Here is a 17458-nt window from a genome sequence, read left to right on the forward strand (position 1 = left end):
TGCCCTGCGCGGCGCCGTATAAGAGAGACGAGCAATGAGTATCGCGACTGCATCAGCCGATAAAATTCAGGTCCGTAATCTGAACTTCTATTACGGTAAGTTTCATGCGTTAAAGAATATCAATCTGGATATCGCCAAAAATCAGGTTACCGCGTTTATCGGGCCATCCGGCTGTGGTAAATCGACCCTGCTGCGTACCTTCAATAAAATGTACTCGCTCTATCCGGATCAGCGGGCTGAAGGCGATATCCTGCTGGACGGCGACAACATTCTGGCGGCGCAACAGGATATCGCGCTGCTGCGCGCCCGGGTTGGCATGGTGTTTCAGAAGCCGACGCCGTTTCCGATGTCGATTTATGACAACATCGCCTTCGGTGTTCGCCTGTTTGAGAAGCTGTCGCGTGCCGATATGGATGAACGTGTTCAGTGGGCGCTGACCAAAGCCGCGCTGTGGAATGAAACCAAAGACAAGTTGCATCAGAGCGGTTACAGTCTCTCCGGTGGTCAGCAGCAGCGTCTGTGCATCGCCCGCGGCATCGCGATTCGCCCGGAAGTGCTGTTGCTGGATGAACCCTGTTCGGCGCTCGACCCGATCTCAACCGGGCGTATCGAAGAGCTGATTACCGAACTGAAGCAGGATTACACCGTGGTGATCGTGACGCACAACATGCAGCAGGCCGCACGCTGTTCCGACCACACCGCATTTATGTATCTGGGCGAACTGATTGAATTCAGCGATACCGACACGCTGTTCACCAAGCCGGCACAGAAGCAAACTGAAGACTACATTACCGGCCGTTACGGCTGATTTGACAGGAGATCGCCATGGATAATCTGAATCTGAACAAACATATCTCCGGTCAGTTCAACGCCGAGCTGGAGCACATTCGCACCCAGGTGATGATCATGGGTGGCATGGTCGAGCAGCAGCTGACCGACGCCATCACCGCGATGCATAACCTCGACGGTGAACTGGCGCAGCGGGTGATCGACGGCGACCAGAAGGTCAACATGATGGAGGTGGAGATTGATGAGGCCTGCGTGCGCATCATCGCCAAACGTCAGCCAACCGCTATCGATTTGCGGCTGGTGATGGCGATCATCAAAACCATTTCTGAGCTGGAACGGATTGGTGACGTAGCGGAGAAGATCAGCCGCACCGCGCTGGAGAAGTTCGGCCAGCAACATCTGCCGCTGCTGGTCAGCCTTGAGTCGCTGGGGCGCCATACCGTGCAGATGCTGCATGATGTGCTGGACGCCTTTGCGCGCATGGACCTCAACGAAGCGATCACTATCTACCGTGAAGACAAAAAGGTGGATAAAGAGTACGAGGGCATCGTGCGTCAGCTGATGACCTACATGATGGAAGATCCGCGTACCATTCCCAGCGTGCTGACGGCGTTGTTCTGCGCCCGGGCGATTGAGCGCATCGGCGACCGCTGCCAGAACATCTGTGAAATCATCTTCTATTTCGTCAAAGGTCAGGATTTCCGCCACGTTGGCGGTGACCGGCTCGACGAACTGCTGTCAGGCGATGATGGCAGCAACAAGCCTTCCTGAGTGACCGCAACCGTACGCCGTGCTGGCGTACGGTTCGGCGTTTTCGATTGGTCCCCCCGGCAACACTCTTTATACTTGCGGCACTTTTCCTTCTGAGGTGCTGAATAATGTCTCCTTCTCCCCAGGGTAAACCCGGCGTTACGCCCGGTAAAGCGATGCTGGCCGCCGTCAGCGGTTATGCGATGGATGGATTTGATCTGCTGATCCTTGGTTTTATGCTGCCGGCGATCAGCGTCTCGCTGGCGCTCAATCCGTCGCAGGCGGGATCGCTGGTCACCTGGACGCTGATTGGCGCGGTGATCGGCGGTATTGTGTTTGGCCATCTCAGCGATCGCTTTGGCCGTATTCGCATGCTGACCGTCACTATCCTGGTGTTCTCGGTGTTTACCGGCCTGTGCGCCGTGGCGCAGGGCTACTGGGATCTGCTGGCCTGGCGTACGCTGGCGGGCGTCGGGCTGGGCGGCGAGTTCGGCATCGGTATGGCGCTGATCGCCGAAGCCTGGCCAGCAGAGAAGCGCAACCGCGCCTCGGCGTGGGTCGGTATCGGCTGGCAGCTCGGCGTATTGCTGGCGGCCTTTATCACGCCGCCGCTGCTGAGCGTGATCGGCTGGCGCGGCATGTTTCTGGTCGGTTTATTACCCGCGCTGGTCTCGTTTGTGATCCGTCGCAGCATGGGTGAACCGGAGGCCTATCGCCGACAGGTCAAAAACGTTCCCTCGCTCTCTTTCCCGGCGCGCCTTAAGCTGCTGGTCCGCGATCGCGCCACCGCAAAAGCCAGCCTCGGCATTTTCATCCTCTGTTCGGTACAGAATTTTGGCTACTACGGCCTGATGATCTGGATGCCGAGCTACCTCTCTTCCAGCTTCGGTTTCAGCCTGACCAAATCGGGCCTGTGGACGGCGGTAACGGTGGTCGGTATGACCTTCGGTATCTGGCTGTTTGGTGTGCTGGCCGATCGCTTTGCGCGCTGGAAGATTTTCCTGCTCTATCAGTTTGGTGCAGTGGTGATGGTGGTGATTTATGCTCAACTTCGCGATCCCGGCATCATGCTGGTTACCGGGGCGATTATGGGAATGTTCGTTAACGGGATGATTGGTGGCTACGGCGCGCTGATCTCCGATACCTTCCCGCCACAGGTGCGGGCCACGGCGCAAAACGTCCTGTTTAACCTTGGGCGTGGCGTCGGCGGCTTCGGCCCGGTGGTGATTGGCCTGCTGGCGAGCCAGTTCTCCTTTGCGGCGGCGATTACCTTACTGGCGCTGATCTATCTGCTGGATATTGTGGCCACCCTGTTCCTGCTGCCGAAAAAGCACAGTCAGGATGACACGCTGGGCGCGATTGGCTGAAGCAAGGGCGCGGGTCTGCCGGGATGAAAATATCCCTCCTGGCAGACGCTTTACCGGTCGGCAAACGAATAAGCGAAACGCGCCGCCACGGCGGTTACCGGCCAGCGCGTCGGGTTTAGTTCATTAACGGCAGCAGCTGCTGATACAGCGCGGCAAAGGTCTGCCGCAGCGGCTGATAATACGCCATGCGCGCGCTGTCCGGCTGGTGGCGTTGCACCAGGGTAAGCGTCGGTGCGGCTGCCTGCTCATCCAGCGCCAGCTGCGCCAGTCTGGCCGCGCCGAGTGCCGGTCCGACCTCGCCACCGTGGCAGTAATCGAGCGTCTGACCGCTGATGTCCGCCAGCATCTGTCGCCACATCGCACTGCGTGCGCCGCCCCCGATCAACATAATACTTTTTGGCTGCACGCCGCATTCATGCAGCACATCCATCCCCTGCGCCAGCGCAAATCCCACGCCTTCCAGCACCGCCCGCGCCAGTTCCGGACGACCATGCTGGTGGGTAAAGCCAAAGAAAGCGCCTCTGGCGTTGGGATTGTTGTACGGCGTGCGTTCGCCGGAGAGATAGGGTAAAAACCACAGCGGCGGCACGTCATCGCGCGCCCGCGCCGCCTCATCCAGCAGTGCCGGTACATCGTGACAGCCGGTCAGTTCAGCCGCCCAGTCGAGGCAGGAAGCGGCGCTGAGCATCACCGACATCAGATGCCAGCGCTGCGGTAAGGCATGACAGAAACTGTGAACGGCGCGCTGAGGATTACTCAGATAGCCCTCGCTGACCACAAAGTAGACGCCGGAGGTGCCCAGTGAGAGCATGCCCTGACCCGGCTCAGTCATGCCAACGCCGACCGCGCCCGCCGCATTATCGCCACCGCCCGCCGCCAGCGGCACCGGATTCATTTTCCAGCGCGCCGCCAGGGCAGCATCCAGCGTGCCGGTTATGGCATTGCCCTCATACAGTTGTGGCATCTGCTCACGGCTGAGATCGCAGGCGCGCAGCATCTCATCGCTCCAGTCTCGCCGCGCCACGTCCAGCCACAGCGTGCCTGCCGCATCTGACAGATCGGTGGCGAAGTCACCGCTCATCCGCCAGCGCAGGTAATCTTTTGGCAACAGCACCTTCGCGATCTGACTGAAAATGGCTGGTTGGTGTTGCTGCACCCACAGCAGCTTGGGCGCGGTGAAACCGGGCATCATCAGGTTGCCGGTGATCGCCCGGGCGTCCGGCACCTTCTGCTCCAACTCACGGCACTGCGCCTCACTACGCCCATCATTCCACAGTATCGCCGGACGCAGAACGCGGCCGGCGCTGTCCAGCAGAGTCGCGCCATGCATCTGGCCGCTCAGCCCGATCGCCGCAACGGCGTGCAGATCGTGCTGCCCGCTCAGCGCCTGCATGGCGTGGTCCAGCGCCTGCCACCAGCTCTCGGGATCCTGTTCGCTCCACAGCGGCTGTGGACGTGAAACCTGCAGTGGCGCTGTTTCTGTCGCCCGCACCTGGCCGGCGGCATCCACCAGTACCACTTTGACGCCAGAGGTGCCTAAATCGATCCCGATAAACATCTTCTGCTCCTGAATGTTTAGAAATCAAAAAGATAGTGATTCACCAGGTTTTCCAGCTGCTCCTGGCGTCCGCTCTGATGCTGCGGATTCAGCTGCTGTTGCTGAGCATGCGCCGCCAGCGAGGCCAGTGAAAACTCGCCTTTTAAAATTTGCTGGCCGAACTCACCATTCCAGCCGCTGTAACGCTGTGCCACGCGCTTATCCAGCTCGCCGTCGTCGATCATCCGGGCCGCGACTTTCAGCGCCAGCGCCATGGTATCCATTGCGCCGATATGGCCGTAGAACAGATCGTATTTGTCGGTGCTCTGGCGACGCACTTTGGCATCAAAGTTTAAGCCGCCGGTGGTAAAGCCGCCCGCCTTGAGGATCTCATACATCACCAGCGCATTCTCCTCCACGCTGACCGGGAACTGATCGGTATCCCAGCCACACTGCGCGTCGCCGCGGTTGGCATCGACCGAGCCGAAAATGCCCAGCGCAATGGCGGTAGCAATTTCATGGTGGAAAGAGTGACCGGCCAGCGTGGCGTGGTTGGCCTCGACGTTCACTTTGATCTCTTTCTCCAGACCGAACTGTTTGAGGAAGCCATACACCGTGGCGACGTCGTAGTCGTACTGATGCTTGGTCGGCTCCTGCGGCTTCGGCTCAATCAGCAGTGTGCCCTGGAAACCGATTTTGTGTTTGTGCTCAACCACCATCTGCATAAAGCGGCCAATCTGTTCGCGCTCCTGGCGCAGATCGGTATTCAGCAGGGTTTCGTACCCTTCGCGGCCGCCCCACAGTACGTAGTTTTCACCGCCGAGGGTTTTAGTGGCCTGCATGGCGCTGCATACCTGAGTCGCGGCCCAGGCGAAGACTGCCGGATCGGGATTGGTCGCCGCGCCTGCGCCGTAGCGCGGATGGGTAAAGCAGTTCGCCGTGCCCCACAGCAGCTTCACCCCGGTCTCCTGCTGCTTCTCCAGCAGCTTATCGGTCATGATGGCAAAATTGTCCTGATAGCTGCGCAGCGAATCGCCTTCCGGCGAAACATCCACATCATGAAAGCAGTAATAAGGCACGTTCAGCTTGTGAAAGAACTCAAAGGCGACGTCCGCTTTTTGCTTCGCCAGCTGCAGCGCATCACCGTTTTTTTGCCACGGGCGATCAAACGCACCGACGCCAAACATATCCGCTCCGTTCCAGCAGAAGGTATGCCAGTAACAGGCCGCGAAGCGCAGATGCTCCGCCATGGTCTTGCCGAGGATCACCTCGTCAGGATTGTAATGACGAAACGCGAGAGGCTGAGTCGATTTGGTGCCTTCGTAACGGACGCGATCGATCTGATCGAAATAAGCGTGCATGGTTTGCTCCTTAGCATCGGGACCTGAATGGTCTGCATTGAAGCGATATTTGATATTGGCTGTCGACGCGGCTCAATTACGATATTTCACACTGCGTATCAGATAATTATTATTTGTGCGCTGGCTCGCAAAATAAAGCTCCCCTTAGCGCGGTTATTGCCGAATTTATTGCCCATTCTGAAAAAGATGAAATATCGATCGCGCTCATAAAAAAAGAAATAAACCAAAAAACGTAATAGCCGGATAAAAATCAGTAATTGATGTAATAGGAAAATCAGAGCAACAATTCATCCGCCTGGTTCATGGGCCTGCAACGACAATAGCCTCAACCTACAGGATAAACGCAATGAAGATGAAACATGCGCTGTTAGCCGTCTGCGCTGCGCTGGCTCTGTTCAGCCAGACCAGCGTGGCCAAAGAAGTGAAGATCGGCATGGCAATTGATGATTTACGTCTGGAGCGCTGGCAAAAAGACCGCGATATTTTCGTGAAACAGGCGGAATCGCTGGGTGCGCAGGTGTTTGTCCAGTCGGCAAACGGCAATGAAGAAACCCAGATGTCGCAGATTGAAAATATGATCAACCGCGGTGTCGATGTGCTGGTGATTATTCCCTATAACGGCCAGGTGCTGAGTAACGTGGTCGCCGAAGCGAAACGCGAAGGGATTAAAGTGCTGGCCTACGACCGGTTGATAAATAACGCCGATATCGATTTTTATATCTCGTTTGATAATGAAAAAGTGGGTGAATTGCAGGCCGAAAGCATTGTGAAACAGGTGCCTAAGGGCAACTACTTTTTAATGGGCGGTTCCCCGGTAGATAATAATGCCCGCCTGTTCCGCGCCGGCCAGATGAAAGTATTAAAACCCTTTATCGATAACGGCAGTATTAAAATTGTCGGCGATCAGTGGGTCGATGCCTGGCTGCCGGAAAACGCGCTGAAAATTATGGAAAATGCGCTGACCGCCAACGGTAACCACATTGATGCGGTCGTGGCGTCTAATGATGCCACCGCCGGTGGAGCGATTCAGGCGCTGAGCGCCCAGGGACTGGCCGGCAAAGTGGCGATCTCCGGTCAGGATGCTGACCTGGCCGCCATCAAACGGATTAAAGCCGGCACCCAGACCATGACGGTATACAAGCCGATCACTGAACTCGCCACCGAGGCGGCAAAAATCGCAGTCGAGCTGGGCGATGGCAAAAAGCCGGCCAGTAACAGCACGCTGAACAACGGACTTAAAGAGGTTCCGTCGCGGCTGCTGACCCCAATTCAGGTTAACAAAGACAATATCGAAAGCACCGTGGTGAAAGACGGTTTCCACAAACAGAGCGAACTCTGACCGCGCCTGGCGTGAGGGAGAACAGTCGATGCTGCTGGAAATGAACAATATCACCAAGCGTTTCGGCGCGGTGAAAGCGCTGAATGATGTCAGCCTGCAGCTGGATGCGGGCGAAGTGATGTCGCTGTGTGGCGAAAATGGCTCAGGTAAATCGACCCTGATGAAAATCCTCTGCGGGCTCTATCCGCACGGTGATTTTGACGGCCAGATTTACTTTGCCGGCGACAAAATAGAGGCGCAGACCATTCGTGATACCGAGCGCAAAGGGATTGTGATCATCCATCAGGAGCTGGCACTGGTGCGGCAACTGACGGTGATGGAGAACATTTTCCTCGGTGCCGAGCTGGGGCGTTTCGGCATGGTTGATGATGAAACCATGACGCTGCGCTGCCAGCAACTGCTGGCCCGGGTCGGGCTGAACGTCTCTCCCGCCGCGCGGGTCGGCGATTTGGGCCTCGGTCAGCAGCAGCTGGTGGAGATCGCGCGCGCGCTTAACAAGCAGGTGCGGTTGCTGATCCTGGATGAGCCGACCTCCTCACTGACCGAACAGGAGACGGAGGTGCTGCTCGGCATCATCCGTAACCTGCGTGAACACGGCATCGCCTGCATCTACATCTCCCACAAGCTGAACGAGGTCAAAGCGATCTCCGATACTATCTGCGTGATTCGCGACGGCCAGCATATCGCCACCCGGACGGCAACCGGCCTGAGTGAAGATGACATCATTACCATGATGGTCGGACGCGAGCTGACTGCGCTCTATCCCCATGCGCCGCATCAGATTGGCGACACGGTGCTGAAAGTAGAGAACCTCACGGCGTGGCATCCGGTTAACCGGCATATCCGCCGCGTCAACAACGTCTCTTTCAGCCTGAAGCGCGGAGAAATTCTCGGCATCGCCGGACTGGTCGGGGCGGGCAGAACCGAAACCGTACAGTGCCTGTTCGGGGTCTGGCCGGGACGCTGGCAGGGCGATATCTGGATCAACGGCAAGCCGGTCAGGATCACCGATTGCCACGCCGCCATTGCGCACGGCATCGCCATGGTGCCGGAAGACCGCAAAAAAGATGGCATCGTGCCGCTGATGGCGGTGGGAAAAAATATCACCCTTGCGGCGCTGGACCAGTTCAGCCATCGGCTTTCCACCCTTGATGAAGCGCAGGAACAGCAGGCGATCAACGCGGCGATTACCCGTCTGCGGGTGAAGACCTCCTCCTCTGAATTGCCGATTGGCCGGCTGAGCGGCGGCAATCAGCAGAAAGCGATTCTGGCCAGGTGCCTGCTGCTTAACCCGCAAATCCTGATTCTGGATGAGCCGACGCGCGGCATTGATGTTGGAGCACGTCAGGAGATCTATCTGCTGATCAATGCGCTGGTGCAGCAGGGGATCGCGGTGATTGTGATTTCGTCCGAGCTGCCGGAAGTACTGGGCCTGAGCGACCGGATCCTGGTGATGCATGAAGGACAAATTAAAGCTGATTTGATCAACGATAACCTGACTCAGGAGCAGGTGATGGAAGCCGCCCTGCGGAGTGAACATTATGCTTAAGAGTGAAAGTACCCAAAGTGGCCTGTCAGGAACCCCGGGCAAGCCGTCGCCCGGCAAATTCCCGCTGCCTAATCTCCAGGTGCTGGTGATGCTGGGAGCGATTGTGCTGATTGCCCTGTTCTTTACCTGGACCACCGATGGCGCGTGGCTCAGCCCGCGTAACGTTTCCAATCTGCTGCGACAGACCGCGATTACCGGCATTCTGGCGGTGGGGATGGTCTTTGTGATTATCTCGGCGGAGATCGATCTGTCGGTCGGTTCAATGATGGGATTACTGGGCGGCGCCGCGGCGATTTTCGACGTCTGGCTGGGCTGGCCGTTGCCGCTGACCATTGTGGTCACCCTGGTGATGGGACTGTTGCTGGGGACCTGGAACGGCTGGTGGGTTGCCTACCGCAAAGTGCCGTCATTTATCGTGACGCTGGCGGGCATGCTGGCCTTTCGTGGCATCCTGGTAGGAATTACTGACGGCACCACGGTTGCGCCAATCTCTCCCGGCATGTCGCAGATTGGCCAGAGCTACCTGCCTGGCGGCGTCGGTTTCGGCTTTGGTTTCGCCGGCCTGGCGCTGTTTATGCTGTGGCAATGGCGTTTACGCCTGCGCCGTCAGCAGATTGGGCTGGCCCAGAGCCCGGCCAGCGGTACCGTGGCGCGTCAGGCGATTACCGCGATTCTGGTGCTGGGTGCGATCTGGCTGCTGAACGATTATCGCGGCGTACCGACCCCGGTATTACTGCTCGCCTTGCTGCTGCTGGCCGGGATGTTTATGGCGACCCGGACCGCTTTTGGCCGTCGTATATACGCCATCGGCGGCAATATCGATGCGGCGCGGCTGTCAGGGATTAACGTGGCGCGCACTAAACTGGCGGTGTTTGCGATTAACGGCGTGATGGTGGCGATTGCGGGTCTGATCCTCAGTTCGCGACTGGGTGCCGGTTCGCCTTCGGCCGGTAACATTGCGGAACTCGACGCCATCGCTGCCTGTGTGATTGGCGGAACCAGCCTGGCCGGCGGGGTTGGCTCGGTAGCCGGTGCGGTGATGGGGGCGTTTATCATGGCCTCGCTGGATAACGGCATGAGCATGATGGACGTGCCAACCTTCTGGCAGTACATCGTTAAGGGCGCCATTCTGCTGCTGGCGGTGTGGATGGATACCGCCACGCGGCGTCGGGTGTAATCGCGTGGAGGATCACATTGTGGCGCAAACCATTTTTATGCCCCTGTCAGCCGTGCTATGCAATGCGCTGAGCTTTTAAGGGAATCGCCACCATGCATGATAAACGTTATCGCATTACCTTGTTGTTTAACGCGAACAAGGTGTATGACCGTCAGGTTGTCGAGGGCGTCGGGGAATATCTTCAGGCGTCGCAAACCGACTGGGACATTTTCATTGAGGAGGACTTCCGCTGCCGCATCGACAACATTCGGGAGTGGCTGGGCGACGGCGTAATCGCCGATTACGACGATCGTTCAATCGAAACCCTGCTGTCGAATGTGCCGGTGCCGATCGTCGGTGTTGGCGGCTCTTATCATCGGCAGGAGGATTATCCGCCGGTGCATTACATCGCCACCGATAATGCCGCGCTGGTGGAGCGGGCGTTTATGCATCTCAAAGAGAAAGGCATCAATCGCTTTGCCTTCTACGGTTTGCCAGCTTCAGGTGGCAAGCGCTGGGCGCAGGAGCGGGAACAGGCGTTTCGTCAGTTGGTGATGCGGGAGCGCTATCAGGGGGTGGTCTATCAGGGCATGGAAACCGCGCCGGAAAACTGGCAACACGCTCAGAACCGGCTCGCCGACTGGTTGCAGACGCTGCCACCGCAAACCGGCATTATCGCCGTCACCGACTCGCGGGCGCGCCATCTGCTGCAGGCTTGTGAACACCTGAAAATTCCGGTGCCGGAAAAGCTGGCGGTGATCGGCATTGATAACGAAGAGCTGACGCGCTATCTGTCGCGCGTCGCGCTCTCGTCAGTGGCGCAGGGCTCGCGGCAAATGGGTTATCAGGCGGCCAAACTGCTGCACCGCCTGCTGGATGAGCAGCCGCTACCGCTTCAGCGCATCCTGGTGCCGCCGGTCAAAGTGATCGCCCGTCGCTCTACCGACTTCCGTTCGCTGCGCGATCCGGCTGTAATCCAGGCGATGCATTACATCCGCTTTAACGCCTGTAAGGGCATTAAAGTGGAGCAGGTGCTGGATGCCATCGGCCTGTCGCGATCCAATCTGGAAAAACGGTTTCGTGATGAAACCGGCGACACCATTCATGCGATGATCCACCGCGAAAAGCTGGAGAAAGCCCGCGAACTGCTGGCATCGTCGTCACTCAATATCAATGAAATCTCGCAGATGTGCGGTTATCCGTCCCTGCAGTATTTCTATTCGGTTTTCCGGAAAGGGTACGACACCACGCCGAAAGAGTATCGCCAGCTGTATGGTGAAAACGTGTTGTAGGAGTGTGGCCAGGCCGGTCCCGGTGGTACTGGCCGACCGCTCGCCACTCAATTTCTTCGTTCAAAAAAATATCATGCTGGAAATTATATTTCATTATCCGGACAGGGCCGAGCCATCGGACCGGATTCAGGCCCGGCCGCCGACCGGGCGTATATCACGAGCTACCTCTGATGACCTTATAAATCATCGGATTACCAAGCAGCTTCTTCCCTCTCATCCCGCGGTCTTAGTTACGCCTTCGCCGGGCTTTCATGCTGCTGTCAGCGTCAAAATTTTCAGTTGGCCAGTTCGCTGCCGTTGAGCCAAAACAGACTCAGGCAGCGTATTTCTGTTTATTTTACTGATTAATAACCCTTTTAATGATGGTTTTACCTCAGCGTCACCACAAAATTTTCGAACCCCGCTCACATTTCCGAAAAAATTAATCCAAATTATCCGATTTAGAAAATATATTTCACTGGTGCTTGATCGCTGAAGCTCGTAAACCTCTGACAACTATGCCCCCCTCTTTCTGAACCGTTTCGGTTCAGGCTGTAGAGAACAGGAGCCTGAAAAATGGAAACCCGGCAAAAACGCTACAACATGAAATATGTCATGCTCTGTTGCACCGTCGCCGCCTTTGGCGGTCTGCTGATGGGCTATGACTCGTCGATTATCTCCGGCGCAATCGAACCGCTCAGTGACTATTTTCAGCTCACCCCGGCAGAAACCGGCTGGGCGGTATCAAACATTCTGCTGGGCAGCCTGGTCGGCTGTTTTATTGCGCCAAAGCTCAGCGATAAATTCGGCCGCAAAAAATCGCTCGCGATTACTGCGCTGCTGTTTACTGCCTCGGTGGTTGGCACCGCAATCGCCCATAACTTTTTCACCTTTGTCGCGTTCCGTATCCTGGGTGGTCTGGCGATAGGCCTGGCGTCGGTGATCTCGCCGATTTATCTGGCGGAGCTGTCGCCGTCGAAGTTTCGCGGCCGCACCAGCGCCCTCTACGCTGTCTGCTGCGTCGGCGGTCAATCGGTGGTACTGCTGACTAACTACTTCATTAACAAATCGATGTTGCCCGAAGCGATGGTGGATATCGGCTGGCGTTACATTCTGGCTACCGCGCTGGTGCCCTGTGCGCTGTTCATCTTTTTTATTGCCTTTATTCCGGAATCTCCCCGCTGGAACGTGCTGAAAGGCAAAGACAAAGAGGCGCTGGATACCCTGAGCAAAATCTCTGATCCGGCGCACGCTGAGAGCGTATTCAACGAAATTAAGCACTCGTTTTCTGATGAAGCCGCCAGCCGCCATAAGGCCCGTTTCCGCCTGAATAAAACCACGCTGCCGCTGTTAATCATCGGTGTTGGTCTGGCGGTGGGTAATCAGATCAGCGGCATCAACGTGATTCAGTATTTCGGCCCGACGCTGCTGAAAAATGTCTCCGGCAGCACCGATTCGGCGCTACTGCAGACATTCTGGCTGTCAGTCTGCCAGTTTGTCGGCGTGCTGCTGGGGATGGCGCTGATCGATAAGGTCGGACGGCGTAAGCTATTGCTGCTGGGAGCGATCACCTCGGCCATTTTCCTCGCCTACACCTTTATCGCGTTCTATTACCGCCTGCCGGGTCTGCTGGCGGTGGTGGGATTATTTGCCTATATGGTGTTCTTTGGTATGACCTGGGGACAGATTGTCTGGACCGTGCTGGGGGAGCTGTTCCCTACCGAAATCCGATCCATCTGCGTCGGCATCTCAATCTGCGCCATGTCGGTGGCGAACTTTATTATCAGCACCACTTTCCCGATCCTCAACAGCAACACCGTGCTGCTGGAAATGTTCCACGGCGGCTTCCCGCTGCTGCTGTTCGCGCTGTTTTCGCTCGGCATGTACTTTTTCACCTTCCGTTACCTGCCGGAAACGGCCGGGATGCCGCTGGAGAAAATCCACGCGCGCGTACTGGAGCAGTTTAATATCGACCCACGCGAAGCGAACGAGGCGGTTAGCGCGCCGGTCAGTGACGTCCGATCATAAAAAAGGCAGCGCAGGCTGCCTTGTCTGGGAGGTTAACCGACCCGCTGCTCGGTCTGCTCAATCACCGCCAGCGCCAGCCCGTTGGCCGGATCGATGCGGTTTTCAAGGAAAAGCAGCTGGGTATGAGCGGCGGTAAAGGCGAGGGTGCAGGCCTGGGCGGTATCGCGCACCGCCTTACAGAAGGCCGGGCTGACGCTCCACGGACAATCGATCATGATGGTCGCCGGATTGAGCAGCAGCATGATCTGACTCAGGGCCGCGCCCAGATAGCTGCCGGCCTGCGCCATCACCTCATCCACTACCCGTGGCGCGCTGTCGCGGTTCTGCCAGCTCAGCCCGGGCTGGCGCTGCGCCAGCTGCTGTTTCACTGCCGGCTGGCTAATCAACGCCTCAAGACAACCCCGTCTGCCGCAGCTGCAGCGCGGGCCGTCAGGCTGAACGGTCAGGTGGCCCGCTTCACCCGCGGTCCAGCTGTGACCGGTAAAAACTTCGCCGTGCTGCACCAGCGCCCCACCAATCCCTTCTGAGATACGCAGATAAAAGTGGCCGCTGTCGACGGAGAGCCCACGCTGCTGTACTGCCAGCAGCGCTGCGGCCTTCACGTTATTCATGATGCGGATCGGCAGCCGTACATGCTTACGCAGCACGGTCAGCAGATCGACATCCTGCCAGTCGAGGTGCGATGAGAGATGCATCCAGCCGCGCCGGGGATCAACGATGCCGGGAAAGCCGAGGCCGATCCCCAGCAAATCGGGGTAGCGTTCGGCCAGCTCACGACACAGCATCGCCAGTTCGGCCAGCAGGCGGGTCGGGTTTTCAGTGTCGGTACGCAGCGTCTGTTCGGCCAGTACCTGAGAAAAGTAGTCGCAGACCCGCCAGTGAATCACATTGCGTTCCACCATCACGCCTGCGCTCTTTAGCTTCTCCGGCCGCAGGGTAATCTCGATTTTCGGGCGTCCAGCCGCTGCCACGCTGACCGGTCCCAGCTCCTCAATGAGCTCCTGCTCCAGCAAATCATCAATGATCAATGAGACGGTATTTTTGCTGAGCGATAAGGTCTGGGCCAGATCCTGGCGCGAGGTGATGCGCAGTTTTCGCAACTGCGTCATGACCCGCTTTTGGTTGTTAAGTCGCAGTAACGCGGGTCCTTTTCCGTTCGCTTTCATGGCGAATCCACCCCACAGAGGAGAAAGAATTCAGTGTATCAGCCTGTACGTATTCGTCATCCCACACTTTTGCGTGCTATTTCACACAACCAGGCGAGATCCGGCTGACCGGCCGCTGTCTGACCGGCTCAACTCAGGGTTTTATGCCGCCAGCCAGCGTCCGGCGGGGTCGCTCGATCCTGATTAAGCGCGCTTAGCAGCACCTCGACCTGCGGGCTGACCGGCGAGCGACGCAGCCAGCCGAGCAGGGTAAACAGCAACAGCGAGGACAATACCGGTGCCGCCACCTGGGTCGCCAGGCTGGCATCGTCAATGACAAGCCGCACGCAAAAGAAGGTCCCGACGCCTGCCGCCCAGCTGACCAGCGCCGCGGTGCTGCCAGAGCGACGGAAAGCGGGCAGCAGACCCAGCAGCATCGGAATCGAAATCGGCCCGACCAGCCCGCCAAACCAGATAACCAGTAGCGACAGTACGCCGCCGAACCGGCTGGCATTCAGGGCGATAACCAGGGTGGTGATAATAAACAGAAAGGTGGTGCAGCGCGCCACCCGCAGCGAACTCTGGCCCCGTGGGAAGGCGCGCGGCCAGAGGGCAGGCAGAATATCGCGGGTCACCACCGCCGTAATAGCGTTGGCGTCAGAAGAGGTCATGGAGAGCGTATGGGTGAACATCGCCACCAGCATCAGCCCGATCAGCCCGTTGGGCAGTAGCTGCATCGCCATCAGTGACCAGGCGCGTGACGGGTCGGCCAGATCGGGAAACAGCAGCGGCGCAGCCCACATCGGCCAGAACAGCACCAGCGGCCAGATCAGGTAGAGGGCGGCAGAGAGCAGTGCCGCTTTGCGCGCTTCGCGTCCGTCCGGTGCGGCAATAAACCGCTGTGCCAGATTCCAGGTGCCGCCGTTGTAGCTCAGGGTGTAGATCAGCAGGTAGGCAAAGATAAAGCCGGTGGTGTAAGGGCCCTGCACTATCTGCAGGTGGCTGGCCGGTAGCCGATCCCAGATAGTCAACAGCGCGCCGAAGCCGCCGAGCTGCAGCGCTACCGCCACCAGCATCACAATGGCAGCGACAAACTGCACGATAAACTGGCCAAAATCGTTGCAGGCATCGGCCCACAGGCCGCCGATCACGCTGTAAAACAGACTTAATCCGCCTGCAATACAAATGCCGATCAGCGGATCGAGGCCGGTGAAGACGTTGATAATCACCGCAATGGCGGCCCATTTGGCTCCGACATCCACCGTTTTCAGCAGTACACCGCTGCACGCCAGCACCATCTGGGTCGGCAGGTTATAGCGGGTCAGCAGATACTCGGTGGGGGATTCAATCTGCATATAACGACGCAGCCTGGCCCAGCGCGGGGCAAATAGCGAGGAGCCAATCAACACCGCCAGCGAAATGGGCAGCGCCCACCAGAACCAGATGGTAATGCCCATGTTGTAGGCCACCGCGCCGTAGGCAACAAAAACCGCGGCGCTGTAGCCAGACATATGATGGGAAATGCCGGAGAGCCACCAGGGCATCCGGCCTCCAGCCGTAAAGAAGTCACGGGTATTGCCGACCCTGCGCATCGCCCACAGCGTGATCAGCACAATCATCAGCGCGTAGAGCGCTATTACAGCGTAATCGAGCAGGTTCATGGCGGGCTCCACCGGGTCACGCGCCTGTCCGGCAATCCGGCGGCACGGCGCAGCGCGGAAGGCGGACCAACAGCAGAATGACTAAATACGAATCGGTCCGGCGGCGTTACGCAGGCTAAGGGCAGAGGCGGCACTCAGTCGTGTGGGTAGCCCGGCGGGCAAGACAGCAGGCTGCCCGCCGTAGCGGGCAGGGTATTAATATTCGTCGCCGCGCACCCGGCTGCGGTAGCTTTCCCAGTCGAAACGTACCCACAGACTGTTGCCGAGGCGCATCCGGTCCATGACGCGTTCGCCAAGCAGGGTGTTCATTTCATTGGGATTAAGGTTGGTTAACATGCCGGTCGGGCGCTTCGACGAGGAGCGGCGATCGACAATCTGGTTGATGATCACTTTTTCATAGCGGGATTCGCTCTGCATGCCGATCTCATCAATCACCAGCAGGTCAACGCTGCTGAGATCCTGAATCAGCCGCTCTTCGGTAATGCCGCTGCTGCCGCTGAAGGTGCCCTTCATGCTCGACATCAGGTCGGCGACCGTCACAATCAGCACGCTTTTACCGCGCAGGATCAGGTCGTTGCCAATCGCCGCCGCCAGATGGTTTTTACCGGTGCCGGGACGGCCCGAAAAGACAAAGCTGGCGATGCTATCCTCGAATTCGGCCGCATACTGTCGCGCTTGTTCCAGTGCCTTACGCTGACCTTCATTTTCGACACGGTAGTTGTCGAAAGAACAGTTAATATGCAGTTCGCGAATACCGGATCGGCCCATAATGCGCTGCATTTTCATGGCGCGATTTTCACGCACGATGGCTTCAGAGCGTAAACGGCCTTGTTCCTGGTTCCAGGCCAGAAGTTCTTCACCATTAGTGAACTTTGGTCGGGTACCTGCTGGCATCATTCTTTTCAGGCGACTAAAAAGGTCGTTTGGCGTTTTCATTATTCACCTCGGAAACCATCGGGAATATCGTAGTCAGTACTGCTGATTTGAGTGATATCGCGCTTCGGTTGCCCGCCGTTGGCGGCACGGTTCATCTGGATGCTTCGCGCCAGCTTTTGTTGCCACTGAACATGGTGAAACAGCCGGCCTTCTGCCTGCCAGTAGGCGACAAAAGCGGCCAGCTCGGTGGCGGTAACCGGTTCGCTGAGCGCCACGCCCCAGATGGCGGCCTGGCGGGTAAAATCCGCATCTGGCTGCCAGCCCGCGTACATGGCGAACTTGCCGACCGGCGCAGAGATTGCCGCAGGCGCATCGTCATACAGGCTGTCATCCAGCGCCACATCATTCGGCTGGCGGGCAGCGGCTTCCAGCGCCAGTAACTGCGCCAGACGCGCCGGGGTGATGGCGTACATCACCGGCGCGTAATCCTCTAACACCGCCAGCGTACCGTTTTCCGCCTGTTGCAGCGCGGTCAGCGGGTCCTGACGGAAGGCATCCAGGCCAATGAGCGTTGAAGTTAAGATTTTGACTGACATGAAAAGACCTGAGGTTAACGAACACCTTGCGCC

At 57.9% G+C, this 17458-nt stretch carries 14 protein-coding genes; 8 read left to right on the top strand and 6 right to left on the bottom strand.

What is annotated here, in order from left to right:
• The first annotated feature begins 34 nt into the window (after positions 1-34).
• From pstB to AC6I8D_RS00095, 3 genes are all read left to right on the top strand, one after another.
• Positions 35-808 carry a phosphate ABC transporter ATP-binding protein PstB gene (pstB, locus tag AC6I8D_RS00085; protein WP_031376160.1) on the top strand — a complete coding sequence of 258 codons (774 nt, stop codon included), beginning with the start codon at positions 35-37 and terminating at the stop codon, positions 806-808.
• A 17-nt stretch (positions 809-825) separates the two neighbouring features.
• Positions 826-1560, top strand: coding sequence for a phosphate signaling complex protein PhoU (phoU, locus tag AC6I8D_RS00090; RefSeq protein WP_003849553.1), 735 nt, complete (start codon positions 826-828; stop codon positions 1558-1560).
• A 107-nt stretch (positions 1561-1667) separates the two neighbouring features.
• Complete coding sequence (locus AC6I8D_RS00095; RefSeq protein ID WP_312054946.1) at positions 1668-2906, top strand: MFS transporter; 1239 nt, start codon at positions 1668-1670, stop codon at positions 2904-2906.
• Positions 2907-3021: 115 nt separating this feature from the next.
• Here AC6I8D_RS00095 and xylB read toward each other — a convergent pair whose 3' ends face one another.
• A complete protein-coding gene (xylB, locus tag AC6I8D_RS00100) occupies positions 3022-4464 on the bottom strand; it encodes a xylulokinase (RefSeq protein ID WP_497819488.1) in 1443 nt (480 codons plus the stop codon).
• A gap of 17 nt (positions 4465-4481) precedes the next feature.
• Positions 4482-5804 carry a xylose isomerase gene (gene xylA / locus AC6I8D_RS00105; RefSeq protein WP_312054942.1) on the bottom strand — a complete coding sequence of 441 codons (1323 nt, stop codon included), beginning with the start codon at positions 5802-5804 and terminating at the stop codon, positions 4482-4484.
• 346 nt (positions 5805-6150) lie between these two features.
• Here xylA and xylF point away from each other — a divergent pair, with 346 nt between their 5' ends.
• The 5 genes from xylF to AC6I8D_RS00130 all read left to right on the top strand — a co-directional run bounded on the left by xylF (position 6151) and on the right by AC6I8D_RS00130 (position 13147).
• Complete coding sequence (gene xylF / locus AC6I8D_RS00110) at positions 6151-7143, top strand: D-xylose ABC transporter substrate-binding protein (RefSeq protein ID WP_312054940.1); 993 nt, start codon at positions 6151-6153, stop codon at positions 7141-7143.
• A 28-nt stretch (positions 7144-7171) separates the two neighbouring features.
• A complete protein-coding gene (locus tag AC6I8D_RS00115; RefSeq protein ID WP_497819489.1) occupies positions 7172-8692 on the top strand; it encodes a xylose ABC transporter ATP-binding protein in 1521 nt (506 codons plus the stop codon).
• Entirely contained in the window at positions 8685-9869 is a 1185-nt protein-coding gene (gene xylH / locus AC6I8D_RS00120; protein WP_497819490.1) for a xylose ABC transporter permease XylH, read from the top strand. Before AC6I8D_RS00115 ends, xylH begins: the two co-directional genes overlap by 8 nt.
• A 92-nt stretch (positions 9870-9961) precedes the next feature.
• Entirely contained in the window at positions 9962-11140 is a 1179-nt protein-coding gene (xylR, locus tag AC6I8D_RS00125) for a D-xylose utilization transcriptional activator XylR (RefSeq protein WP_312054935.1), read from the top strand.
• Between the two features lie 555 nt (positions 11141-11695).
• Positions 11696-13147 (top strand): sugar porter family MFS transporter, encoded by a 1452-nt coding sequence (locus AC6I8D_RS00130; RefSeq protein WP_312054933.1) that lies wholly within the window; start codon positions 11696-11698, stop codon positions 13145-13147.
• Between the two features lie 32 nt (positions 13148-13179).
• Here AC6I8D_RS00130 and AC6I8D_RS00135 read toward each other — a convergent pair whose 3' ends face one another.
• The 4 genes from AC6I8D_RS00135 to dnaT form a co-directional block, all read right to left on the bottom strand.
• Positions 13180-14313, bottom strand: coding sequence for an ROK family protein (locus AC6I8D_RS00135; RefSeq protein ID WP_312054931.1), 1134 nt, complete (start codon positions 14311-14313; stop codon positions 13180-13182).
• A 128-nt stretch (positions 14314-14441) separates the two neighbouring features.
• The gene (locus tag AC6I8D_RS00140) at positions 14442-15953 is read right to left on the bottom strand and encodes a sodium:solute symporter family protein (RefSeq protein ID WP_312054929.1); all 1512 of its coding nucleotides are present in this window, start codon (positions 15951-15953) and stop codon (positions 14442-14444) included.
• A 195-nt stretch (positions 15954-16148) separates the two neighbouring features.
• Complete coding sequence (gene dnaC / locus AC6I8D_RS00145; protein WP_312054927.1) at positions 16149-16889, bottom strand: replicative helicase loader DnaC; 741 nt, start codon at positions 16887-16889, stop codon at positions 16149-16151.
• On the bottom strand, positions 16889-17425 hold the full coding sequence (gene dnaT / locus AC6I8D_RS00150) for a primosomal protein DnaT (protein WP_312759160.1): 537 nt from the start codon (positions 17423-17425) through the stop codon (positions 16889-16891). Before dnaT ends, dnaC begins: the two co-directional genes overlap by 1 nt.
• Between the last annotated feature and the right edge of the window lie 33 nt (positions 17426-17458).

This window comes from Pantoea sp. X-Soil-MYKO-1785 (genome assembly GCF_059730675.1).